The sequence below is a fragment of the Cellulosimicrobium sp. CUA-896 genome, from assembly GCF_001942335.1.
Lineage (GTDB): Bacteria > Actinomycetota > Actinomycetes > Actinomycetales > Cellulomonadaceae > Cellulosimicrobium.
This window is the reverse complement of the sequence record NZ_MKKH01000055.1, coordinates 43,512-65,690: the sequence shown is the minus strand read 5'-3', so window position 1 is coordinate 65,690 and position 22,179 is coordinate 43,512. Positions and strand designations below refer to the sequence as shown.

At 74.8% G+C, this 22,179-nt stretch carries 20 protein-coding genes and 2 pseudogenes; 3 read left to right on the top strand and 19 right to left on the bottom strand.

Translation table 11 applies throughout. From position 1 onward, the window contains the following. Positions 1 to 204 precede the first annotated feature (204 nt). On the top strand, positions 205 to 765 hold the full coding sequence (locus BJF88_RS14860) for a hypothetical protein (protein ID WP_369824635.1): 561 nt from the start codon (positions 205 to 207) through the stop codon (positions 763 to 765). Positions 766 to 838: 73 nt separating this feature from the next. Further along, positions 839 to 1,132, top strand: a complete 294-nt coding sequence (locus BJF88_RS14855) for a WXG100 family type VII secretion target (RefSeq protein WP_075829362.1) — start codon at positions 839 to 841, stop codon at positions 1,130 to 1,132. Between the two features lie 275 nt (positions 1,133 to 1,407). On the opposite strand, the gene urtE is transcribed toward BJF88_RS14855, so the two are convergent. The 18 genes and pseudogenes from urtE to BJF88_RS14770 all read right to left on the bottom strand — a co-directional run bounded on the left by urtE (position 1,408) and on the right by BJF88_RS14770 (position 19,657). Beyond that, the gene (urtE, locus tag BJF88_RS14850; RefSeq protein WP_075829416.1) at positions 1,408 to 2,100 is read right to left on the bottom strand and encodes an urea ABC transporter ATP-binding subunit UrtE; all 693 of its coding nucleotides are present in this window, start codon (positions 2,098 to 2,100) and stop codon (positions 1,408 to 1,410) included. Next, positions 2,100 to 2,990: an urea ABC transporter ATP-binding protein UrtD gene (gene urtD, locus BJF88_RS14845; RefSeq protein ID WP_083649170.1), complete on the bottom strand. Its 891-nt coding sequence runs from the start codon at positions 2,988 to 2,990 to the stop codon at positions 2,100 to 2,102. The genes urtE and urtD overlap by 1 nt, the downstream gene beginning before the upstream one ends. Continuing rightward, on the bottom strand, positions 2,987 to 4,174 hold the full coding sequence (gene urtC, locus BJF88_RS14840; protein WP_075829361.1) for an urea ABC transporter permease subunit UrtC: 1,188 nt from the start codon (positions 4,172 to 4,174) through the stop codon (positions 2,987 to 2,989). Before urtC ends, urtD begins: the two co-directional genes overlap by 4 nt. After that, positions 4,171 to 5,055: an urea ABC transporter permease subunit UrtB gene (gene urtB / locus BJF88_RS14835; protein WP_075829360.1), complete on the bottom strand. Its 885-nt coding sequence runs from the start codon at positions 5,053 to 5,055 to the stop codon at positions 4,171 to 4,173. Before urtB ends, urtC begins: the two co-directional genes overlap by 4 nt. Positions 5,056 to 5,413: 358 nt before the next feature. Beyond that, positions 5,414 to 6,267 (bottom strand): annotated as a pseudogene (locus BJF88_RS14830) (transporter substrate-binding protein); the annotation flags it as partial. Positions 6,268 to 6,650: 383 nt separating this feature from the next. Next, positions 6,651 to 7,415 (bottom strand): urease accessory protein UreD, encoded by a 765-nt coding sequence (locus tag BJF88_RS14825; protein WP_222844019.1) that lies wholly within the window; start codon positions 7,413 to 7,415, stop codon positions 6,651 to 6,653. 35 nt (positions 7,416 to 7,450) lie between these two features. Continuing rightward, positions 7,451 to 8,329 carry an urease accessory protein UreG gene (ureG, locus tag BJF88_RS14820; protein WP_083649169.1) on the bottom strand — a complete coding sequence of 293 codons (879 nt, stop codon included), beginning with the start codon at positions 8,327 to 8,329 and terminating at the stop codon, positions 7,451 to 7,453. After that, complete coding sequence (locus BJF88_RS22415) at positions 8,295 to 8,444, bottom strand: hypothetical protein (protein WP_255372063.1); 150 nt, start codon at positions 8,442 to 8,444, stop codon at positions 8,295 to 8,297. The genes ureG and BJF88_RS22415 overlap by 35 nt, the downstream gene beginning before the upstream one ends. Continuing rightward, entirely contained in the window at positions 8,441 to 9,073 is a 633-nt protein-coding gene (locus tag BJF88_RS14815) for an urease accessory UreF family protein (protein ID WP_255372062.1), read from the bottom strand. The genes BJF88_RS22415 and BJF88_RS14815 overlap by 4 nt, the downstream gene beginning before the upstream one ends. Before the next feature lie 10 nt (positions 9,074 to 9,083). Then, positions 9,084 to 10,802 (bottom strand): urease subunit alpha, encoded by a 1,719-nt coding sequence (locus BJF88_RS14810; protein WP_187346233.1) that lies wholly within the window; start codon positions 10,800 to 10,802, stop codon positions 9,084 to 9,086. Between the two features lie 3 nt (positions 10,803 to 10,805). Then, complete coding sequence (ureB, locus tag BJF88_RS14805; RefSeq protein WP_083649168.1) at positions 10,806 to 11,216, bottom strand: urease subunit beta; 411 nt, start codon at positions 11,214 to 11,216, stop codon at positions 10,806 to 10,808. A gap of 35 nt (positions 11,217 to 11,251) precedes the next feature. Beyond that, complete coding sequence (locus tag BJF88_RS14800; protein WP_075829358.1) at positions 11,252 to 11,554, bottom strand: urease subunit gamma; 303 nt, start codon at positions 11,552 to 11,554, stop codon at positions 11,252 to 11,254. Next, positions 11,545 to 13,260, bottom strand: a complete 1,716-nt coding sequence (locus BJF88_RS14795) for an ABC transporter ATP-binding protein (RefSeq protein ID WP_075829357.1) — start codon at positions 13,258 to 13,260, stop codon at positions 11,545 to 11,547. Before BJF88_RS14795 ends, BJF88_RS14800 begins: the two co-directional genes overlap by 10 nt. Next, positions 13,253 to 14,062, bottom strand: a complete 810-nt coding sequence (locus BJF88_RS14790; protein ID WP_075829412.1) for an ABC transporter permease — start codon at positions 14,060 to 14,062, stop codon at positions 13,253 to 13,255. The genes BJF88_RS14795 and BJF88_RS14790 overlap by 8 nt, the downstream gene beginning before the upstream one ends. 76 nt (positions 14,063 to 14,138) lie before the next feature. After that, on the bottom strand, positions 14,139 to 14,891 hold the full coding sequence (locus BJF88_RS14785; protein WP_222844018.1) for an ABC transporter permease: 753 nt from the start codon (positions 14,889 to 14,891) through the stop codon (positions 14,139 to 14,141). Between the two features lie 247 nt (positions 14,892 to 15,138). Beyond that, the gene (locus BJF88_RS14780) at positions 15,139 to 16,797 is read right to left on the bottom strand and encodes an ABC transporter substrate-binding protein (RefSeq protein ID WP_255372061.1); all 1,659 of its coding nucleotides are present in this window, start codon (positions 16,795 to 16,797) and stop codon (positions 15,139 to 15,141) included. Between the two features lie 385 nt (positions 16,798 to 17,182). Beyond that, a pseudogene (gene groL / locus BJF88_RS14775) lies at positions 17,183 to 18,809 on the bottom strand (chaperonin GroEL). 164 nt (positions 18,810 to 18,973) lie between these two features. Further along, positions 18,974 to 19,657, bottom strand: a complete 684-nt coding sequence (locus BJF88_RS14770; RefSeq protein ID WP_139316097.1) for a hypothetical protein — start codon at positions 19,655 to 19,657, stop codon at positions 18,974 to 18,976. On the opposite strand from BJF88_RS14770, the gene BJF88_RS14765 reads away from it, so the two are divergent. Then, positions 19,614 to 20,639 carry a glycoside hydrolase family 15 gene (locus BJF88_RS14765; protein WP_139316096.1) on the top strand — a complete coding sequence of 342 codons (1,026 nt, stop codon included), beginning with the start codon at positions 19,614 to 19,616 and terminating at the stop codon, positions 20,637 to 20,639. The two genes, BJF88_RS14770 and BJF88_RS14765, sit on opposite strands and share 44 nt — an antisense overlap. A gap of 26 nt (positions 20,640 to 20,665) precedes the next feature. Here the strand turns inward: BJF88_RS14765 and BJF88_RS14760 are convergent, their stop codons facing one another. Continuing rightward, on the bottom strand, positions 20,666 to 22,174 hold the full coding sequence (locus BJF88_RS14760; RefSeq protein ID WP_075829354.1) for an NAD(P)/FAD-dependent oxidoreductase: 1,509 nt from the start codon (positions 22,172 to 22,174) through the stop codon (positions 20,666 to 20,668). Between the last annotated feature and the right edge of the window lie 5 nt (positions 22,175 to 22,179).

Here is a 22,179-nt window from a genome sequence, read left to right as displayed (position 1 = left end):
CGCACCGCAGTGGTTCCTCTCGTCGTTCGTCCGCAGCGCCCGGGGCGCCGGCGCGACCGCGTCGGACGACGACCTCCGCGCCGTCGGGCAGGGACTGCTCGACCGCTGGGACACCCCCGGCCGCCACTTCCACAACCTCCGGCACCTCGCGACGTCCTCGGTCGCGTCGACGAGCTGTCGCAGGAGACCCACGACCCCGACCTCGTGCGGCTCGCGGCCTGGTACCACGGCGCCGTCTTCGACGCGAAGGACGGCGCCGCGTACGCGCGCAAGGGCGGTGAGGACGAGTCGGCGAGCGCGGCGCTCGCGCTCGGGGAGCTCTCCGCGCTCGGCGTGCCCGACGACGCGGCGCGGCGCGTGGCGCAGCTCGTCAACGCCCTCGTGCGGCACGCGCCCGACCCGGCGGACTTCGACTGCGCCGTGCTCTGCGACGCCGACCTCGCGATGCTCGCCGCCGAGCCGCAGCGCTACAAGGAGTACCTCAAGGACGTCCGGGACGAGTACGCGCACATCCCGACGGAGGACTACGTCCGGGCCGCATCGCGATCCTCGGCAAGCTCCTCGAGCGCCCGTCCCTCTTCTCGAGCCCGCTCGGGGCTGCCTGGGAGGAGGCCGCGCGCCAGAACCTCGACGCCGAGCTCCAGCGGCTGCGCAAGCAGCAGAGCAAGCTGGCGCAGGCGTCCTCGGCGTCCACAGCCCAGCCGGTCTGACCGCTCGTCCACAGGCATCTCGACGTCCGGGGCCGACGGCGCGCGCCGCCGCTAGCGTCTCGCCGAACCCCGGCGACCGGTCCGGGACCGCGCGGGCCCGGCAGGGTCCGGACACGACGGAGGTCGAGATGAGCAGGTACGAGGTCGACAGCGCACGCGTCGCCCAGGCGAGCACGGCGGTCAACGGGTCGGTCACCGCGATCCGCGGGGAGGTCGCGGCGATGATGCGGCACCTGACCGACCTCCAGGCGTCCTGGCGGGGCGGCGCCGCGACGGCGTTCACCGGCGTCATGGCGCAGTGGCAGGGCACGCAGACGCAGGTCGAGACCGCGCTGGACGCCATCACCGCCGCGCTCGGCTCCGCCGCGCAGACGTACGCCGACGCGGAGTCGCAGGCGTCGCGCCTCTTCGCCACGCGCTGACCCGGAGGTCCGACGGCGAGCGCCGCGCGCGACAGAGCGCTCGCCGCCCGCTCGACGACGACCTCGGGCGAAGCACCGGCGTGCACGTGGAGGGCGGCACGGGCTCGACCGGTCCCGGGTCCGGCTGCGGCGGCTCGGTCCGCAGCCGGACCCACCGGGAGTGCTCAGCCACGAGCGCGTCGGTGTCGTACCCCAGGCGTACGCGGCCTCGCGCGGGGAAGGCGCGCCGCGCTCGGGCGCGGCCCCGGAGCGCCGGCCGTCCCCAGCCGGGTGCGTCACACCGCCATCGCGGCGCGGACCCCCGCCTCCGCTGCCTCGCCCCCGGCACCGCGGCTGGTCACGTGCCCCGACTGCAGCACGACGTAGGCGCTCGCCGCACCGAGCGCGAACCCGACGTGCTGCTCGACGAGGAGGACGGACAGTCCCCCGCTGCCCGAGAGCTCGAGGATCGCGTCCTCGATCTCGGTGACGACGGACGGCTGGATCCCCTCCGTCGGCTCGTCGAGCACCAGGACGCGCGGCCCCGTGATCAGCGCACGGGCGATCGCGAGCTGCTGCCGCTGGCCGCCCGAGAGCAGGCCCGCGCGACGGCCGAGCAGACCGCGGAGCGCCGGGAACACGTCGAGCGCCTCGTCCATGCGACGGGTGCCCTCGCGGCTCGTGTCGGCGACCAGGAGCAAATTCTCCCGGGCTGTGAGGTCGCCGAACGACTGCTGCCCCTGCGGCACGTACGCGAGCCCGCGCCGCACCCGCTGGTGCGTCGGCAGCCGGGTCACGTCCTCACCGTCGAGCAGCACCGTCCCCGACCGCGGGCGGATCAGTCCCAGCGCGGTCCGCAGGAGGGTCGTCTTGCCCGCGCCGTTGTGCCCCAGGACGGCCGCGACACCGCCCGCAGGAACCGTGAGCTCGACGCCGTGCAGCACGAGCGTCCGGCCGTAACCGGCGTGCAGGTCCTTGAGCTCGAGCATCACGCCTCCTCGTCGTCCGTCGTCGTGGGCCGCCGGGTCCCCCTGGTCGCGCCCGCGCTGCCGAGGTAGACCTCCTGCACGCGCGGGTCCGCCTGCACCTCTGCGTAGGTTCCCTCGGCCAGCACCTGGCCGAGGTGCAGGACCGTCACGGAGGAGGCGAACGCCCGCAGGAACTCCATGTCGTGCTCGACGACGACGACGGTGCGCTGGGCGCCGATGCGCTGCAGCAGCTCCCCGGTGGCCTCGCGCTCGGACTGGCTCATGCCCGCGACGGGCTCGTCGAGCAGCAGCAGACGCGCGTCCTGGACGAGCAGCATCCCGATCTCGAGCCACTGCTTCTGCCCGTGGGCGAGGACGCCCGCCGAGGTGTCCCGCAGGTGTGAGAGGCCGACCGTCTCCATCGCGTGCTCCACGGCCTCGGACGTGCGCCCGCGCCGGCGCAGGAGTGCCAGCGGGCCGCGGGAGGCGCCGGCCGCGATGTCGAGGTTCTGCAGGACGGTCAGCTCCTCGAACACGCTCGCGGTCTGGAAGGTACGGCCCACCCCGGCGCGCGCGATGCGGTGCGTCCGCATCCCGAGGAGCTCGACACCGCCGAACTGCACGGAGCCGGAGGCCCTCGCAAGACCGGTGATCGCGTCGACGATCGTCGTCTTGCCGGCCCCGTTCGGCCCGATGAGGAAGCGCAGGTCGCCGGCCGTGACGGTGAGGTCGACGCCCTGGACGGCGACGAAGCCGTCGAACTCGACGCGGAGCCCACGGATCTCGAGGTAGTCGTGGCGGAACCGTGCATCGTCGGCGCCGAGGGCGGCGCCCGCCGCGCGGAGGTCGAGCCCGTCGCCGACGACGCCCTCCTCGAGCGTCGCCCCGTCTGCGGTGTGCTGCTCGGTCATGAGATCCTCCCCGAGGGTGCGGGCTCGGTGCCGACGGTCGGCCCGTCGTCCGTCACGACGTCGTTCCTCGCGACGTCGCCGCCCGTCGGTGCGCCGTCGTCGGTGGACGAGGCACGCGCACGCCGCCAGCGTGTGACGAGCTCGGCGAGACCGCCGGGCAGGAACGCGACGACGAGGATGAAGAGCGCGCCCTGCGCGTAGATCCAGCCGGACGGGAACTGCTCGGACAGGCTCGTCTGCGCCCAGCTCACCGCGACCGACCCGAGCACCGGGCCCAGGAGGGTCGCGCGGCCACCGATCGCGACACCGATGAGGAAGCCGATCGAGGGGACGACACCGACGTCGGCCGGCGAGACGATGCCGACGATCGGGACGAAGAGCGCGCCCCCGACCGACGCCATGAGCGCGGCGACGGCGAACGCGACGACCTTGATCCTCGCCGGGTCGTAGCCGAGGAACCGCACGCGGTTCTCCTGGTCGCGCACCGCGACGAGCAGCTCGCCGTAGCGGGACACCATGAGCTGGCGAGCGACGGCGACCATGACGAGCAGCGTCCCGGCGGCGATGAAGAACAGCATGCGCTTGTTGACGGGGTCGGCCAGGTCGTAGCCGAAGAACGACCGGAAGCCGTTGAGCCCGTTGGTGCCGCCGGTCGTCGCCTGCTGCCCGACGAGGAAGATCGCGAAGGCCGCCGCGAGCGCCTGCGACAGGATGGCGAAGTACGCGCCCCGGACGCGGCGCGTGAAGACGGCCCAGCCGAGGAGCGCCGCCAGCCCGGCAGGGAGCAGGAGGATGGCGAGCACGGTCATGACCGGTGAGCGGAACGGTTCCCACCACCCCGGCACCACGCCGGAGCCGTAGAGCATCATGAAGTCGGGCACACCGCCCGGGCCGGACGACTGCTCGGCGTCGGCGAGCTTGAGGTGCATCGCCATCATGTACGCGCCGAGGCCGAAGAACACGCCCTGGCCGAGGGTGAGCATCCCGCCGCGGCCCCAGGCGAGCCCGATGCCGATCGCGACCATCGCGAGGCACAGGAACTTGCCGAGAAGGCCGAGACGGAACGTGGAGAGCGTCGCCGGCGCGACGGCGAAGAGGAGCACTGCCGCGACGGCGAACCCGATGACGACGCGGGCGCGCGACGAGCGGTAGAGGTCGCCGGCCCGAGCGGCGACGGCGCTCACGCGAGGCTCCTCGTCCGGACCGACACGAGGCCCTGGGGGCGCACCTGGAGGAACGCGACGACCGCGACGAAGACGAGCACCTTGGCGACGCTGGCCGTCGTGGAGTACTCGAAGGTGGCCTGGAGCAGACCGAGCGTGAACGCCGCGATCACGGTGCCCTTGATCTGCCCGATCCCGCCGGCGACGACGACGAGGAACGCGTCGACGATGTAGCTCGTGCCGAGCGTGGGGCCGATCGAGCCGAGCAGGGTGAGCGCCACGCCGGCGATGCCCGCGAGGCCGGAGCCGATGAAGAAGGTCAGACGGTCCGTCGCACGGGTGGAGACCCCGCTCGCCTCCGCGAGGTCCCGGTTCTGGACGACGGCGCGGATCCGCCGCCCCAGCGGCGTCGCCTTCAGCACGACCCCCAGCGCGACGACGGCGACGACCGCGAGCGCGAGGATGAACAGCCGCGTCTTCGGCACCGCGAGCCCGAACACGTCGACGGCCCCGCTCAGCCAGGCCGGCGCGCGGACGTCGACGTTCGGCGCGCCGAAGACGTCGCGTGCGACCTGCTGCAGCACGAGCGCGACGCCCCAGGTGACGAGGAGCGTGTCCAGCGGACGTCGGTACATCCGGTGGATGAGCGTCGCCTCGAGCAGGAGCCCGAGGAGCCCTCCGACGAGGAAGCCGAGCGGCAGCGCCACGAGCAGCGAGACGCCGGCGTTCCCGACGAGCGCCTGCGCGACGAACGCGGTGTAGGCGCCCGCCATCATGAACTCGCCGTGCGCCATGTTGATGACGCCCATCTGGCCGAACGTGAGGGCCAGACCGAGGGCGGCGAGCAGCAGGACGGAGCCGAGGCTCAGCCCCGCGAACAGCTGGGAGAAGAGCACATCCATGGGCGGTACGCCTTCCGGTCGGTGCGTGCGAGATGGGCAGGAACGCTGAGCACGAGGCCTCGTGACGCCACGGGAGAGGTGGGGGCCGGGGGGTGTGGGCGCGCGCACCCCCGGCTCCCGCCGGACCCGACCTCGGCAGGCGGCTAGGACAGGCCCTCGGCCCAGTCGTAGCCCTCGAGGAACGGGTCGGGCTCGATGGGCTCCGTCGGAGCTCCACTCGGTGTGGATGAGGCCGTCGCTGCCGATCCGGCCGACGAGCGCCGTCTTGGCGATGTGGTGGTTCTCGCCGTCCACGGTCACGGACCCTCGGGGCGTCGAAGCTCACGCCGTCGGCGGCCTCCTGGACGTCGGCGACATCGAAGGACTCAGCCTTCTCGACCATGCCCTTCCACAGGTACAGCGAGGTGTACGCGGCCTCCATCGGGTCGGACGTCACGCGGTCCGCGCCGTACTCCGCCTGGAACGCCTCGACGAACGTCGCGTTCTGGGGGCTGTCGATGGTCTGGTAGTAGTTCCAGGCGGTGAGCTGGCCCTCGACGTTCTCGACGCCGATGCCGCCGACCTCCTCCTCGGCGATGGACACGGACACGACGGGCATCGTGTCGGGGCCGAGCCCGGCGTCTTGTACTCCTTGAAGAACGCGACGTTGGAGTCGCCGTTGAGCGTGTTGAACACCGCGTCGGCGCCGGCGGACCGCACCTTGTTGACGATGGTGGAGAAGTCGGTGTGGCCGAGCGGCGCGTACTCCTCGCCGAGGACCTCCATGTCGTTCGCCTCGGCGTAGGCGTTGATGATCTTGTTCGCCGTGCGGGGGAAGACGTAGTCGGAACCGACGAGGAAGATCGTCTCGGTCCCCTGCTCCTTGAGGTAGTCGAGTGCGGGGACGATCTGCTGGTTCGTCGTCGCGCCCGTGTAGAAGATGTTGGGCGACGCCTCGAGACCCTCGTACTGGACCGGGTAGAACAGCAGGGAGTCCTGTGCCTCGAAGACGGGCAGCATGGCTTTGCGGGAGGCGGAGGTCCAGCCGCCGAAGACGGCGGCGACGCAGTCGCTCGTGATGAGCTTCTCGGCCTTCTCGGCGAAGACGGTGGGTTCGGACTGGCCGTCCTCGGCGACGATCTCGAGCTGCTTGCCGAGCACGCCGCCGTCGGCGTTGATTTCCTGCGCGGCGAGCTGGAGGGAGTCGTGGACCGTCTGCTCGGAGATGGCCATCGTCCCGGACAGGGAGTTGAGGAAGCCGACCTTGACGGTGTCGCCGGAGGTGTCGACGCAGCTCTCGGCGGCGCTCGTCTGCCCGCCGGTCGTCTCGCCCGAGTCGGTCCGGGCGCCGCACGCGCCGAGCGTGAGGGCGAGGGCGACGAGGGCGGCGGCCGGGGCGAACCGGGTCGTGGCGCGGGTAGGTGTCACCGGGAGGTCCTTTCAGCGGGTTCGGCGCGGTGCCGGCAGGCGGCGGCCGCGGGCCGCAGGCGCCGGGTGCACGGGTGTCCCTGGTCGTGCGCCCTGGGCGGCGCCCGCTGGCGAGGACGCTACGGATGGCGTGTTTCGCGGAGGTTCTCCGTTCTGTGAACGGCGCGTGTCCGAGGGTCACGGTCCGGTCACGCCGGGACCGCGGCGGTCTTCGACGAGGACGTCGTCGGCTCGCGCGCAGCACGCACCGCGCCGGCCCATCCCGCGGCGACGGCGGCGAGCCCGCTGTCGTGCGTGCCCGCGCCGAGGTGCCGGGCCACGGCGCCGGGTCCGTCGAGGTCGAGCCGCAGAGGGTCCGAGCCGGCCGCCGCACCCGCCGGGGAACCGTCGCCGGGATCCGGCGGCCGTGCGCCGACGAGGAGCACGGAGTCGACGACGCGCGCAGTCCCGAGGATCCCGGGGAGCGATCGGTCGCGGCCCAGGTCGAGGTCCTCGACGAAGAGCTCGCCGTCGTGTGCCCGCTCCGCGCGCGTGCGGGTGCGGACCCGACCGCCGGTCTCGCCCGTGCGACCGAGGACGATCGTCTCGCGCAGCAGCGCCGCGGCGTCCCGCCCGAGCTCGACGTCCGTGCGGCGGTCGACGTCGGCCTCCTGCGCGACGACGAACGGCAGCGCGTCCCACACGAGGAGCCCGCCGTCGGCGACACGCACGTCGACGTGCCACGACGCCGCGCGACCGCGACCGGGATAGGCGACCGTGCCGGAGACCTCGACGAGCTCGAGCTCGACGCCCTCCCCCACGCAGACCTCGACGCGCACGTGGTCGCCGCCGAGCAGCAGGGCGCGCGTCGCGACCAGGGCGACGCGCGCGACGCCCGGGCCGGTGGACAGCACGCGCGGGCTCAGCGGGCCGAGGTGCAGGTCGCAGCGCACGCGTCCCGCCGACGCGCGCACCGCGACCCGCGTGACGTCTCCCGCGCCGGCGGCCCTCAGGCCCGGCTCCGCGGCGTCCCGCCGGCCGCGGCGCCCGCGTCCTCGCCGTGGCGCGCGCCGTCGCCGTCGTCGCCGTGGTCGTGGTCGTGAGCCGCGTCGCCGTCGCCGTGCGTGTGGAGGTAGCCGGTGCCGTCCTCGTCCGCGTGGAAGTGCGGCGCCATCGGGCCCGGGTCCTGCGGCACGTGCGCCCCGGAGCGGTGCGCGGCGAGGATGGTGTGGAGCCATGTCGTCAGGGCGCCGATCGCCTCGCGGTCGTCCCGGGACAGCGCCAGCACGGGGGCGCCGTCCCGGGCCGCCGTCGCGTCGGCGACCATCTGCGGCACGTCGACGCCGACGTGGGGCGCGAGGTCGGTCTTGTTGACCACGAGGAGGTCCGCCCGGGCGATGCCCGGCCCGCCCTTACGGGCGACGTCTCCGCCGCCGGCCACGTCGAGCACGAAGATCTGCGCGTCGACGAGCGCCGGGGAGAAGGTCGCCGTGAGGTTGTCCCCGCCGGACTCGACGAGCACGACGTCGAGGGGCGCGAAGTCCTCCTCGAGGTCCTCGACGGCCAGGAGGTTCGCCGTGACGTCGTCGCGGATGGCGGTGTGCGGGCAGGCGCCCGTCTCGACGGCGCGGATGCGCTCGGGATCGAGCACGCCCGCGGAGCGCAGGAAGCGGGCGTCCTCGTCGGTGTAGATGTCGTTCGTGATGACGCCGAGCCGCAGCTCGGCGGACAGCTCGCGGCACAGCAGCGCGATGAGCGAGCTCTTGCCCGTGCCGACAGGGCCGGCGACGCCGAGGCGCAGCGAACGGGTGGACGCGGGCGCCGTGGTCGCGGCGGGTGCGGGGGTCGTCTGGTCAGGCACTGAACAGCCTCTCGGTGGTGCGGGCATGGGTCTCGGCCCACCGCTCGACGAGCGGTGCGCCGTGCGCGGGGATCGCGCGGGGGTCGGTGAGCCCGGCGACGTCGCGGGCGAGCGCGTCGATGCGGCCGTGGGCGGCGATCACCCACGCGGTGGCGACGACGGGGTCGACGGGCTCGAGCTTGAGCGTCGCCGCGGCGACGGTCTGCACGTCCTCGTAGCCGACGAGCCGGGCCACCTGGAGAGCGGACAGGCCGGCGCACGCGGCCGTGACGCCGAGGACCAGCGGGCGAGGGGCGCGGCACCGCGCCGATCCCCGTCCGAGAGCGCGCGCGCCGCGCCGTCCAGGGCGGCGACGGCCGGGTGGCCGGCCCACAGCTGCCGCAGGAGGCGCACGTAGCCACGCCCGAGCCGCTGCGACGTGTCCCGCAGGGCGGGCGACGGCGTCCGGGCGGCCCAGGCGCGCCACGTGCGGACGAGCGCGTCGGTCCCGGGCGAGCCGTCCCCGGGAGCATCGATCGGCTCGTGGGCACCCCGCCCCGCGGCGAGGACCGCGTGGCGCGCGACGACCGCCGTCGCGGCCTCGACGCGCGTCACCGTGGCGAGACGCGCGGCCACGTAGTCGGGGACGCGCGCCGGGTCCATGCCGGAGCGCAGCGCCGGCTCGAGCCCCGCGGACTGCGTGTGCCCGCCCGTGGGCAGGCGCGCGTCCGCGAGGAGCGCGAGCATGAGCTCGGCCTTCCCGTCGTCCGCGGCCCCGTGGCGGTCGTCCATCGCCGTGCTCCTAGAACAGCGAGTAGAGCTGCGCGAGCGGCAGCCGGTCGGCGGGAGCGGGCACGACCAGCTCGCCGTCGACCTGGATCGCGAAGGACTCCGGGTCGATGTCGATGCGGGGGAGGTAGTCGTTGTTGCGCATCTGCGCCTTGCCCACCGCACGCGTGTCCGCGACGGCGACGAGCCGGCGGGCGAGCCCGAGCCGCTCGGCGAGCCCGTCCTCGAGCGCCGCGGGCGACACGAAGGACATCGACACCTCCGCGCCGATCGCGTCGGTGAACGCCGGCCGCATGAGCACCGGCTGCGGCGACGGGATGGACGCGTTCGGGTCGCCGAGCGCGCCCCAGACGAGGGCGCCGCCCTTCATGACGACGCTCGGCCGCACGCCGAACAGCTTGGGCTCCCACAGCACGAGGTCGGCCACCTTGCCCGGCTCGACCGAGCCGACGAACGCGTCGATGCCGTGCGCGATAGCGGGGTTGATCGTGTACTTCGCGACGTAGCGCCGTGCACGCAGGTTGTCCGCGGGGAGCGTCGGCCCGGTGGCGCCGCCGGGGTCCGCGCCGCGCTGCGCCTTCATGACGTGCGCGACCTGCCACGTGCGCGTGACGACCTCGCCGATGCGGCCCATCGCCTGCGCGTCGGACGACGTGATGGACACGGCCCCCAGGTCGTGGAGCACGTCCTCGGCGGCGATCGTCGTGCCGCGGATGCGCGACTCCGCGAACGCGAGGTCCTCGGGCACCGCGGGGTTGAGGTGGTGGCAGACCATGAGCATGTCGAGGTGCTCGGCGACGGTGTTCACGGTGTGCGGGAGGGTCGGGTTCGTCGAGCCGGGGATGACGTTCGGGTGGCTCGCGACCGTGAGGATGTCGGGCGCATGGCCGCCGCCGGCGCCCTCGGCGTGGAACGCGTGGATGGACCGTCCGCCGATGGCGCGCAGCGTCGACTCGACGAAGCCCGCCTCGTTGAGCGAGTCGGAGTGCAGCGCGACCTGCAGTCCCCAGTCCTCGGCCGCACGCAGGGCGGCGTCGATCGCGGCGGGCGTCGAGCCCCAGTCCTCGTGCACCTTGTAGCCGCCCGCGCCGGCCATGGCCTGCTCGCGCAGCGCCTCGGCGCTCACGGTGTTGCCCTTGCCGAGCAGCAGGACGTTGACGGGCAGGTGGTCGAGCGCGCGGTGCATCGTGCCGAGGTGCCACGCGCCGGGCGTGACGGTCGTGGCCTTGGACCCCTCGCTCGGCCCGGTGCCTCCGCCCGCGACCGTGGTGATCCCCGTGGCGAGCGCCTCGTGCACCTGCGACGGCGAGATGAGGTGCACGTGGGAGTCGATGCCGCCCGCCGTGAGGATCCTGCCCTCGCCCGAGACGACGTCGGTCGACGGCCCGATGAGCAGGTCGGGGTGGACGCCGTCGGCGACGTCGGGGTTGCCGGCACGCCCGAGCGCGACGATCCGCCCGTCGCGGATGCCGACGTCCGCCTTGACGATCCCCCACCAGTCGAGCACGACGGCGTTCGTGATGACCGTGTCGAGGGCGCCCTCCGCGCGCGTCGCCGTGCCCTGACCCATCGACTCGCGGATCGACTTGCCGCCGCCGAACACGACCTCCTCGCCGCCGACCGTGCGGTCCTCCTCGACCGCGATCCACAGGTCGGTGTCGCCGAGGCGCACCTGGTCGCCCGTCGTCGGCCCGTACAGCGCGACGTACCGCTCGCGCGAGATCTCCACCATCGCTCAGCCCTCCTCGCCGGTCGTGGTGCCGGTCGCCGTGCCCGGAGCGGGCCCGTCACCCGGGTCGAGCCGCCCGTCGTCGGGCTTCCCGGCCTGGATGCCCGGCACGCGCCGCCTGCCGCGCAGCGCGACCGCCTGGACCTCCGCCGACGCACCCGGCTCGAACCGCCGTGACGTGCCGGACGGGACGTCGAGCCGGAAGCCGTGCGCCGCCTCGCGGTCGAGGTCGAGCGCCGCGTTGGCGTCCGGCAGGTGCAGGTGCGAGCCGACCTGGACAGGCCGGTCTCCGGTGTTGGTCACGACGAGCGTGATCCGCTCGTCGTCCGTGCGGTCCCCGTTGAGGACCACGGGGACGTGCTGCGCCCGTGCCGCGAGCCGGATCGCTCCCGGCCCGCTCGTGCTGATTCCCGCCATCGGTCTCTCCGTCTGGTCGCGCGTCCGTGCCGCCGTCAGGCGATCGGGTGGTGGATGGTCACGAGCTTGCGCCCGTCGGGGAAGGTCGCCTCGACCTGCACGTCCGGCAGCATCTCGGCCACGCCGTCCATGACGTCGTCCCGGCCGAGGACGTCGCGGCCGGCGACCATGAGCTCCTCGACCCCCGCGCCCTCACGCGCCCGCTCCACCACCCACGTCGTGAGGAGTGCCACGGTCTCCGGGTAGTTGAGCCGGACGCCGCGCGCGTGCCGGTCGCGCGCGACCATCCCCGCGACCGCGAGGAGCAGCTTCTCGGTGTCAGCCGGAGTCAGGTGCATGGTGGCGATGGTGCCTTCCTCGTGTGTCCGGCATGTTGCGTGGTCGCCCGCGGCGCCCCGCACCGCGGGCGACCCGCGTCACGTCGTGACCGGCGCGACCCCGCCGAGGGCTGCCTCCGCACCGGCGCCGAACCCGGTGTCGTCGTCGTGCAGCGGGCGCAGGACGGCGCCGTCGGCGCGCGGGCGCAGCGCGAGCACGCGGTCGCACACGGCACGCAGGCCGCGACGTCGTGGCCGACGAGGAGCACGCCCGCGCCCGCGGTGGCCTCGTCCGCCACGACGTGGAGGACGTCCGTCGCCGTCCGGGCGTCGAGCATCGACGTCACCTCGTCGAGCACGAGGAACTCGGGCGCCAGGGCGAGCGCACGCGCGACGCACGCGCGCTGCAGCTCGCCGCCGGAGACCTCGTGCGGGCGTCGGTCGAGCAGCGCGGTGCCGAGCCCCAGGCGCTGGGCGAGGGCCGTGACACGCGCCGCGACGTCCGTGCCGGGTGCCGCGAGCCGCGTCGGCAGCTCGATCGTCCGCCGCAGCGTGAGTCGCGGGTCGACGGCGAGGTGCGGGTGCTGGGACACCCATCCCACCCGGCGGCGCTCGGTCGGCGGGAGGTCGAACCCGGCTCGCGGCGCCCCGGCGACGCCGGGGAGCGCGACCTGTCCCCCGTCGGGCGGGTCGAGCCGCGCGAGCAGCGCGGCGAGCGTGGACTTGCCGACGCCGGACGGGCCGGTGAGGCCGACCACCTCGCCCCGGCGCACCGCGAGGTCGGTCGGCGCGAGCACCGGGCGCCCGCCGCGCCGCGCGGTGATCGCGCTCGCGACGAGGGCCGGTGCGTCGGCCGCGACCGTGCGCACGGGCCGCAGTGCCGGAGCGGTGTCGACGAGGACGTCTTCCGGCGCGCCCTGCGCGACGACCCGGCCGCGCGCGACCCGCGTCACGACGTGGGCGATCTGGCGCGCGAACGCGTCGTCGTGGGTGATGACGAGCACGGTGTGCCCGGCCGCCGCGTAGGCCGCGAGCAGCGCGCCGACGGTGCGCGTCGCCTCGGCGTCGAGCCCCGCGGTCGGCTCGTCGGCGAGGAGGACCGGCGGGTGGTCGACCATCGCCGCGACGAGCCCGAGGCGCGAGAGCTGCCCGCCGGAGAGCTCGTGCGGGTGGCGCCGGAGCCAGGCGGGTTCGACACCGGCGGCGTGCGCGAGCTCGACGAGCTGCTGGCGAGGGCTCGTCCCGAGGTGCGGGTGGGCGACGCCGAGCCTCGGACGACCGCGCCCCGCGACGCGCTGCACCTCGCGCAGATGGGCGCCGACGGTCATCGTCGGTGTGAACGCCCCGCCCGCGCCCTGCGGCGCCGTCCCGACGACCCGGCCGGCGAGCCGGCGGCGCCGGACCCGCCGCGGCACGCGCAGCAGGTCGACGGCCGTGCCGTCGGTCTCGAGCACCGCGACGCCCTCGACGCGCGCACCCCGCGGCAGGGTGCCGGTGAGGGCGGCGACGACGGTGGACTTGCCTGCGCCGGACGCACCCAGCACGACGTGCGTCGTGCCCGGGACGAGGTCGAGGTCGAGACCGTCGAGCACGACGGCGTCCCCGTGGGCGACCGTCAGGCCCCGGACGCGGACGGATGCGGACGCGTGCGCGTGCGGGCCGGGGCCGGCGCCCGAGCCGTGGTGACGCAGGCCGGAGAGCGACCCGGTGGCCGTCGTGTCACCCACGGCGATCCCCCGTCCGCCCGGCGAGGCTCCCCGCCAGGCACAGCGTCACGGCGACGAGCAGCCCGGCGGGCGCGGCGAGCGTCCACCACGCGCCCGACAGCAGCGCCTGCTGCCCGAGGTCGAGGAGCGCGCCGAGCGACGGCTGGTGCGGCGGCAGCCCGAGGCCCAGGAACGTCAGCGTGGACTCGTGCCACACCGCGTGCGGCACGAGCAGCCCGAGCGCGACGGCGAGCTGCGCGGCGAGGCGGGGTGCGGCGTGGTGCCGCAGCACCTGGCGCCGCGTGAGCCCGAGCGACACGGCGGCGCGGTAGAAGTCACGGCTGCCGAGCGCGAGCAGCTCGGCGCGCACGAGCCGGGCCGTCTGCGTCCAGTGCGTCGCGGCGACGACGAGCACGATCGTCAGCAACGACCCGCGCAGCGCGGCCGCGACCACGATGCCGAGGAGCAGGTGGGGCACGGCGTTGACCCCGTCGACGAGACGCATCCCCCACCGGTCCGCGCGACCGCCGGCGAGCGCGCACGTCGCGCCGACGAGGCATCCCAGCACGACCGCTCCCGCCGCGCCCGCGAGCGCCGCGACGAGGGAGACCCGCAGCCCGTGGGCGCCGCGGACCAGCAGGTCGCGACCGGCGAGGTCGGTGCCGAACGGGTGCGCGAGCGAGGGCGGCGTGGGACCGGTCACGTAGTCCACGTGGTCGAGGTCGACCGGGACGAGCACGGGCACGAGCACCGCGTAGAGCACGAGCAGGACGAGGCCGCCGACGGCGACGACCCGGCCGAGAGGGAGGGTACGACCGCGCACCACGCCGAGCACGCGAGTCGGCCCCCGGGGTGCCGCGGCGGTCGGCCGGGACGCCGGTCTCGCGGCCGGGAGCAGGTCAGAGGGCATCGGGGTCGGTCCTCGGGTCGATCCGGACGAGGGCGAGGTCGGCGAGCAGACCGCCGAGCACGGCGACCGTCGTGAGGAGCACGGTGGCGCTCGCGAGCAGGGCGAAGTCCTGGGCGAGAGCGGCCTCCACGAGCCCCTGGCCAAGGCCAGGCCACCCGAACACCTGCTCCACGAGCACCGACCCCGCGACGACCTCGGGGAGTCGCGCCCCGGCGATCGCGAGGGTCGGCACGGCGGCTCCGGGCAGGACGTGCCGGGCCAGGACGCGCCCTTCCGGCACGCCGCGCAGTCGCGCGGCCTCCGTCGCCGTGGTGCGCAGCTGCGCCGTGGTCGCGCGGTGCAGGTGCAGCGTGATCCACGGCAGCTGGGACAGCGCGACCGCGACCACGGGCAGCACGAGGTGCCGCCCGACCTGCCCGGCGGTGAGGGAGGCCCCCGGATTGGTCAGGCCGCCGGCGGGCAGCCACCCGAGCCCGAGGGAGAGCACCGCCATGAGCGTCGTCGCGACGAGGAACGACGGCACTGCGGACAGCACCCACAGGCTCCCCGTGAGGACGCGGGCGACGAGTCCGCCGGGGCGCAGCGAGGAGACGAGAGCGAGCACCACGCCGGCGCAGGCTGCGAGCGCGAGACCGAGGACCATGAGCAGCAGCGTCCACGGCAGTCGCGCCGCGACGACGACGCCGACGTCGGTACGCGTCGTCGTCGACCACCCGAGGTCGCCGCCGAGCGCGCCGGACACCCAGTGCCACCACGACGCGAGCCAGTGCCGGTCGCCGAGCAGGTCCTGGACGCCCTGACGGGCCGCGGACCCGGCGAACTCGTCGCGCGCGCGAGGAACGACGCCGCGGCGTCCGTCGGGGAGACGGCGGCGAGCGCGAACACCGCGAGGCTGATGACGACCACGAGCGGGACGGCCCAGGCGAGCCGCCTGCCGGCGAGACGCAGGGCTGCGGACGCGCGCGATCCCGGCGCCCGCGCGAGCGCGTTCAACGCGCCGTCCACTCCTGGACGTTCCACCACGGCCCCCACGCAACACCGTGCTCGTGGGGCTCGACGACCGGGACGATCCCGTCCCAGGCGTCGAGCCCGCGCGCGACGTAGGTGTGCTCGAGCGCGAAGACCGTGACCATCGGCGGGTCAGCGACGAGGCGGTCCTGGAGCTCGCGGTACAGCCTGTCGCGCGCACCGGTGTCCTGCTCGCGCCGCGCGTCGTCCAGGAGTGCGTCGACCTCGCGGTCGGCGTACATCGACGGGTTGGAGTACGCGTCGTCGGGGTCGTACGCGGCGAAGGCCGAGTGCAGCACGCGGTAGACCTGCGCGTCGGGGTCGTAGGGCATGTCACCGCCGCCGAGGACGAACGCCTTGTCCCGCATGCCCGTGACGGCCTGCGGGCGGTCGACGCCCTCGAGGCGCACGTCGACGCCGATCTGCGACATGTCGGACGCGAAGGCCTGCGCGACGTCGCGGCGCAGCGTGTCGTCCGCGAAGTACATGAGGTCGAACGCGAGCGGCACCCCGTCCTTGGCACGCACCCCGTCCGGGCCGGGCCTCCAGCCGGCGTCGTCGAGCAGGGCGGCCGCGGCGTCCGGGTCGTGCTCGAAGGCGGCGTCGGGCGCGAAGGCGTCGCCCTGCGCGGGCGTGAAGGGCGTGGACACCGCGACGCCGTTCCCCTGCAGGACGCCCTCCACCATCGCGTCACGGTCGGTGGCGAGGTTGAGCGCGACGCGCACCCGGGAGTCCGCGAAGAACGGCAGCGTGGTCGGCAGCGAGATCGCCCGGAAGTCGGCGGACGGGTTCGTGACGACCTCGATCCCGCCGGTGCCGTCGAGCGAGCCCGCGGTCAGGGGCGACAGCTGCGCGCCGTCGACCTCGCCGGACCGCACCCGCTGGGCGCGCGCCGTCTCGTCCGGGACGAACACGAGGTGGATCGTCGTGACCTGCGCCGTCCCGCCCCACCAGTCGTCGCGCGCCTCGAGCGTGAGCGAGTCGCCGCGACGCCACTCGGCGACGTCGTAGGGGCCCGTCCCCACCGGCTGCGACACGAGCGACGAGTCGGCGACCGACGTCCCGAGGGCCTCGGCCGCCGGCACGCCGAGCGTGAGGCGGGCGGCCAGGCCCGCGTAGGGGTACGACAGCTCGAAGACGACGGTCGTCGGGTCCTGCGCCGTGACGGACTCGACCATCGCGTAGTCCGCGGCGAGCGGGGAGCCGTAGCCGGGGTCGCGCACCGCCGTGTACGCGGCGACGACGTCCTGCGCGTCGAAGACCGAGCCGTCCGAGAAGGTGACGTCCTCGCGCAGCGTCACCCTCCACGTCGTGAGGTCCGCGTCGGGCGAGGGCATCGCGCTCGCGAGTCCCGGCTCCAGCACCCCGTCCGCACCGACGCGGACCAGACCGTCGTACATCTTTCCGGTGATGCCGAGCGGCTGCTCGAGCGGGTTCAGCGTCGTGTACTCCGCGGACTCGGCGAGCGCGAGCGTCGACGACGCGTCCGAGGCTCTCGCCGGCGTGGCAGGGCCGGCCGTCGAGCACCCGGCGAGCACGACGGCCAGCGCGACAGCGGAGGCCGCCCCGACCGCACGGGTGGTCGACGCGGACGGTCCGGCGTCGGCGACGGCACGGGACGGGGCGGGACGGTGGGGCACGAGCAGCTCCGGCTCTCTCGGGGACCTCGGTCGTGACGAGCGTGGTGCGGCGGCGCCCCGGGGCCGTCACCATCGGCAGCCGTTCGTGATCGGCGTACGGACGCGTCCGGCCCGTCGAGGGTGACCGGTCGACGTCTCGGACATGCTTCGCGCACGTTTCCACGTCGTTACGCGGGCCCTTTACCCCCGGGCGCGTGGTCGCCGGCCGGGGACCGCGTACGACGAGGGCCGCCGGCCGGGAGTCCCGGCCGACGGCCCTGCGTGCTACCCCCGGCGGACCGGGCGGGTCAGGCGTGGATCAGAAGTCCACCTTCATGGTCCTCCTGCCGCTGCACCGGGCGGGACCGAGGCCTCGTACCTCACCCTGGCCCCACCCGGCTCCGCGTCAGAAGTCCATGCCGCCCATGCCCGGGTCGCCACCCGGAGCCGCCGGAGCCTTCTCCGGCTTGTCCGCGACGACGGCCTCGGTCGTGAGGAACAGCGCCGCGATGGAGGCGGCGTTCTGCAGCGCGGAGCGCGTGACCTTGACCGGGTCGTTCACGCCGGCGGCGAGGAGGTCCTCGTACTCACCGGTCGCGGCGTTGAGGCCCTGGCCGGACGGGAGGCCCTTGACCTTCTCCGCCACGACGCCGCCCTCGAGACCGGCGTTGATCGCGATCTGCTTGAGCGGGGCCGAGATCGACGCGTTGACGATCTGCGCACCGGTCGCCTCGTCGCCGTCCAGCTCGAGCTTCTCGAACGCGGCGGCACCGGCCTGGATGAGCGCGACGCCACCACCGGCGACGATGCCCTCCTCGACGGCGGCCTTCGCGTTGCGCACGGCGTCCTCGATGCGGTGCTTGCGCTCCTTGAGCTCGACCTCGGTCGCGGCACCGGCCTTGATGACCGCCACGCCGCCGGCGAGCTTCGCGAGACGCTCCTGGAGCTTCTCGCGGTCGTAGTCGGAGTCCGACTTCTCGATCTCGCCACGGATCTGGTTCACGCGACCCGCGATGAGGTCGGCGTCGCCCGCACCCTCGACGATCGTGGTCTCGTCCTTGGTGACGACGACCTTTCGCGCCTGGCCGAGCAGGTCGAGCGTCGCGTTCTCGAGCTTGAGGCCCACCGTCTCGGTGATGACCTGGCCGCCGGTGAGGATCGCGATGTCCTGGAGCATGGCCTTGCGGCGGTCGCCGAAGCCCGGGGCCTTGACGGCGACGGACTTGAACGTGCCGCGGATCTTGTTGAGCACCAGGGTGGCGAGCGCCTCGCCCTCGACGTCCTCGGCGATGATGAGGAGCGAGCGCCCTGCTTCATGACCTGGTCGAGCACCGGGAGCAGGTCCTTCACGTTCGAGATCTTCGACTCGACGATGAGGACGTACGGGTCCTCGAGCACGGCCTCCTGGCGCTCGGGGTCCGTCTCGAAGTAAGCGCGCGAGGAAGCCCTTGTCGAAGCGCATGCCCTCGGTGAGCTCGAGCTCGAGGCCGAAGGTGTTCGACTCCTCGACCGTGATCACGCCCTCCTTGCCGACCTTGTCCGAGGGCCTCGGCGATGAGCTCGCCGATCGCCGGGTCGCCGGCGGAGATCGCGGCCGTGGCGGCGATCTGCTCCTTGGTCTCGACGTCGACCGCAGCGTTGAGGAGCTGCTCGGTCACGGCGTCGACGGCCTTCTCGATGCCGCGCTTGACGGCGATCGGGTTGGCGCCGGCGGCGACGACGCGCAGGCCCTCGCGCACGAGCGCCTGGGCGAGCACGGTGGCGGTGGTGGTGCCGTCACCCGCGACGTCGTCCGTCTTCTTGGCGACCTCCTTGACGAGCTCCGCACCGATCTTCTCGTACGGGTCCTCGAGCTCGATCTCCTTGGCGATGGAGACGCCGTCGTTCGTGATGGTGGGGGCGCCCCACTTCTTGTCGAGCACGACGTTGCGGCCCTTCGGGCCGAGCGTGACCTTCACGGTGTCGGCGAGCTGGTTGAGCCCGCGCTCCATGCTCCGACGAGCGTCCTCGTCGAACGCGATGATCTTGGCCATGGGGAATGATCCTCCGCTGGTGGCGTGTGGCGGTCGGCCGGCGCCCGCGACGGACGACCCGCGCCGGGCGACGTTCATGTCACGCCGCCGGTGGGGCCTCACCTGTCGACCTGGTTCGTGCGCCGCGGCCGCGATGAGACGGCCGCCTGCGCTGGTCACTTCTGTCACTCTCGCACGGAGAGTGCTAACGCCATTATTGGCACTCGGGCCCGGCGAGTGCAAGGCATCCGGTGGTCCGCGATATCGCCCTGCGCGAACCGCGCCCTCCGCCGGGTCGCACGCGATCCCTTACGATGCGCGGTGTGATCCGCGCAACAACGACGTGGCGCCTCGGGGCCCTGGCCGGGTTCGTGCTCGTCCCCGCCCTCGGCCTGACGGCGGCGACGGCCACCGCCGTCCCGACCGGCGAGCACATCGACCTCTACCAGGACGGTATCGCCGTCACGGAGCACGCGCTCCTGCGGCTGCCTCCCGGTGCCGCCGCCGTCTACCTCGACGGCAGCCGGGTCCTCGACCCCGCGGGCCTCGACCCGGCGGGCCTCGTGGACGGCGTCGACCCGGCCGACGGCGAGGCGCACCGGCTCGCGCAGGTCGCCGGAGCGCCGATCGACGCCGCGCTCCTCCTCGACGACGCGGCCGCGCACGACGCCGCCGCGTCCTCGCGCGCCTGGCTCGCGTCCGGTGTCGTCCCCGGCGCGGGCGGGCGGTTCGAGGAGCTCGGCGAGGCGGCGCTGCTCGACCTGCGCTCCTTGGTGCTCGACAACGGCGCCTCGCTCGCCGCGCCCCGCCCAAGTGGCGCTACGTGTGGCCCGCGACGCGTCGTTCGCCGCGGCGGCGTTCGCGCGCACCGGTCACGTCGACGACGCGCTCGACGTCCTGCGCTTCCTCGCCCGGGTGCAGGAGGACGACGGGTCCTTCCACGCGCGCTACCTGCCCGACGGGTCCGGCGTGCCCGACGACCGCGGCCTCCAGTCGGACGGCGTGGGCTGGGTCCTGTGGGCGGCGGACGTCGTGCTCGCCGAGGCCCCCGCCGACGACCGCGCCGCCGTCGCGGCGGTGCTGCGCCCGCTCGTCGACGCCTGCGCCGACCACGCGCTGTCCCTCCTCGCGGAGGCGTCGCTGCCGCCCGCGTCGAGCGACTACTGGGAGGTCGAGCCGACGTCGCTCACGCTCGGCACGGCCGGTCCGCTGCTCGCCGGGCTCGAGGCCGCCGCCGACTTCTACCGGCTCGCGGGGGCGGACGCCCCGTCCGACCGTCCGGCCGTCGTCCCCGCGCTCGCCGTGGACCCCGGCAGCGCGACCGGCGAGGCGACGCGTGCTGCCGACGCGGCGCTCGCCGCGACCCGCGCGCGGCAGGGCGCGGCGGTCGGCGCGGCGGGCAGGCTGCGGGCCGCCGTCGAGGGCGCGTTCGGGGACCAGGGCTACCCGCGCCACGTGACGGGCGGCGCACGGGACGCCTCCACCGCGTTCGTCCTCCCGCCGTTCCAGCCGGAGCCGCTCGACGGCGCCCACGACGCGTGGCTCGCGTCCGTCCGGGAGATGCTGCGCCCCGCGGGCGGTCTCGCGCCCGGCGCCGGGTGGCGTGAGGACGGCATCTCGTGGACGCCGCAGACGGCGCTCTACGCGCTGGCCGCGGCGTCGTCGTCCGACCCCGACGACCGCGCGGACGCGCGCGAGTGGCTGCGCTGGCTCGACGAGCACCGGACCGCGTCGGGCGCGATCCCGGAGAAGGTGCTCGCGGACGGGTCGCCGGCGGCCGTCGCGCCCCTGTCGTGGAGCTCCGCGCTCGTCGTCCTCGCGCTCGTCGAGCTCGAGGACGCGCCGCGGTAGGACCGTCCCCCGGCCGTGGGACAGGGCTACCCCGGCGCCGGAACGGGTCCGCGGTCGGGGCCGAGGTCGGGGTCGTCGCGGACGTCGAACTCCCGGCGCAGCACCCGCCGCGCGGCGTACCAGCCGCCGAGCCCGTGCACGCCCGGCCCCGGCGGCGTGGAGGCGGAGCACAGGTAGACGCCCTCGAGCCCGACGGCGTACGGGTCCGCCCGCAATGCGGGCCGGGCCACCATCTGCCACATCGTCACCGCGCCGCCCGCGATGTCGCCGCCCACATAGCTCTCGTCGTGCTCGCTCATGCCGGCGGCGGGGATGCAGCGAGACGCCACGACGACGTCACGGAACCCCGGGGCGAACCGCTCGATCTGCGCCACGACGTCCTCCGTCACGTCGCGGCCGGACCCGGCGGGCACGTGCGCGTACGTCCACAGCGGTCGCAGGCCCCCGGCGGCACGGCCCGGGTCGGCGACCGTCGGGTCGCTGACGAGGACGACGGGGCGCTCCGCGTGCCGCCCGGCCGCGACGTCCGACTCCGCCTGCGCCATCTCGGCGCGCGTCCCGCCGACGTGCACCGTGGACGCGCGGCCGACCTCCGGGTCCGCCCACGGCACGGGACCGGACAGCACGAGGTCCACCTTCGCCGCGGCGTCGCCGTGGCGGAACCGGCGCAGGCCGGCCTCCGCACGTGCCGAGAGCCGGTCCGCGAACACGTCCGCGACGACACGCGGCGCCGTGTCGAACATGTAGGCGCGCGCGGGCGGCAGGTCCGCGCGCGAGGCCACACGGTGGCCGGTGACGACGTCGCCGCCGTGGGCGCGCAGGTCGTCGACGAGGGCGCGCACGATCTCGCCCGACCCGCCCCGCGGGATCGGCCACCCGCCGGGTGCGTGGCCGAGCGCGGCGAGGAGCAGCGCCGTGCCCGCACCGCCCAGCGAGGGCAAGGGGGTGATCGCGTGCGCCGCCACGCCGGTGAGCAGCGCCGCGGCCTCCTCCGTCGCGAAGCGGCGGCCCCAGGCGGCGGTGCCTTGCTCCAGGACGGCGGCCCCGAACCGCGCCGCGGTCGCCGCGCCCTCGGGTCGCAGCACCCGTCCCGGGACCGAGCGCTTGTCGCCGAGCGCGACGGCGACCGTGTCCCGCCACCGTTCCGCCAGCGGTCCCAGCAGGCCGCGCCACGCCGCGCCGTCGGGCGCCCCCAGCCGCTCCGCGGTGCGCGCGACGTCCTGGTACGCGACGCCCGCGCGCCCGCCGTCGAGCGGGTGCGCGTACGACACGTCGGGCGCGACGAGCTCCACGCCCCGCGCACGGAGGTCGAAGGCCTCGAAGAAGGGGGACGCCCACGCGAGCGGGTGCACCGCCGAGCAGACGTCCTGGACGATCCCCTCGGCGAGCCCGAGGTCGAGCGTGCGGGAGCCGCCCCCGACGGTCGGCTGCGCCTCGAGCACGCGCACGTCGAGGCCGGCGCGCGCGAGCGTCACCGCGGCGGCGAGGCCGTTCGGCCCCGACCCCACGACGACGGCGTCGAGGTGCTCCGTCACGGGTC

What these genes read in the sequence shown, in the direction of transcription:
- BJF88_RS14855 (WP_075829362.1), top strand. Translation starts at nt 839, where the DNA reads ATGAGCAGGTACGAGGTCGACAGCGCACGCGTCGCCCAGGCGAGCACG.
- urtE (WP_075829416.1), bottom strand. Translation starts at nt 2,100, where the DNA reads ATGCTCGAGCTCAAGGACCTGCACGCCGGTTACGGCCGGACGCTCGTG.
- urtD (WP_083649170.1), bottom strand. Translation starts at nt 2,990, where the DNA reads ATGACCGAGCAGCACACCGCAGACGGGGCGACGCTCGAGGAGGGCGTC.
- urtB (WP_075829360.1), bottom strand. Translation starts at nt 5,055, where the DNA reads ATGGATGTGCTCTTCTCCCAGCTGTTCGCGGGGCTGAGCCTCGGCTCC.
- ureG (WP_083649169.1), bottom strand. Translation starts at nt 8,329, where the DNA reads ATGCCCGCACCACCGAGAGGCTGTTCAGTGCCTGACCAGACGACCCCC.
- BJF88_RS14815 (WP_255372062.1), bottom strand. Translation starts at nt 9,073, where the DNA reads ATGGACGACCGCCACGGGGCCGCGGACGACGGGAAGGCCGAGCTCATG.
- BJF88_RS14810 (WP_187346233.1), bottom strand. Translation starts at nt 10,802, where the DNA reads ATGGTGGAGATCTCGCGCGAGCGGTACGTCGCGCTGTACGGGCCGACG.
- ureB (WP_083649168.1), bottom strand. Translation starts at nt 11,216, where the DNA reads ATGGCGGGAATCAGCACGAGCGGGCCGGGAGCGATCCGGCTCGCGGCA.
- BJF88_RS14800 (WP_075829358.1), bottom strand. Translation starts at nt 11,554, where the DNA reads ATGCACCTGACTCCGGCTGACACCGAGAAGCTGCTCCTCGCGGTCGCG.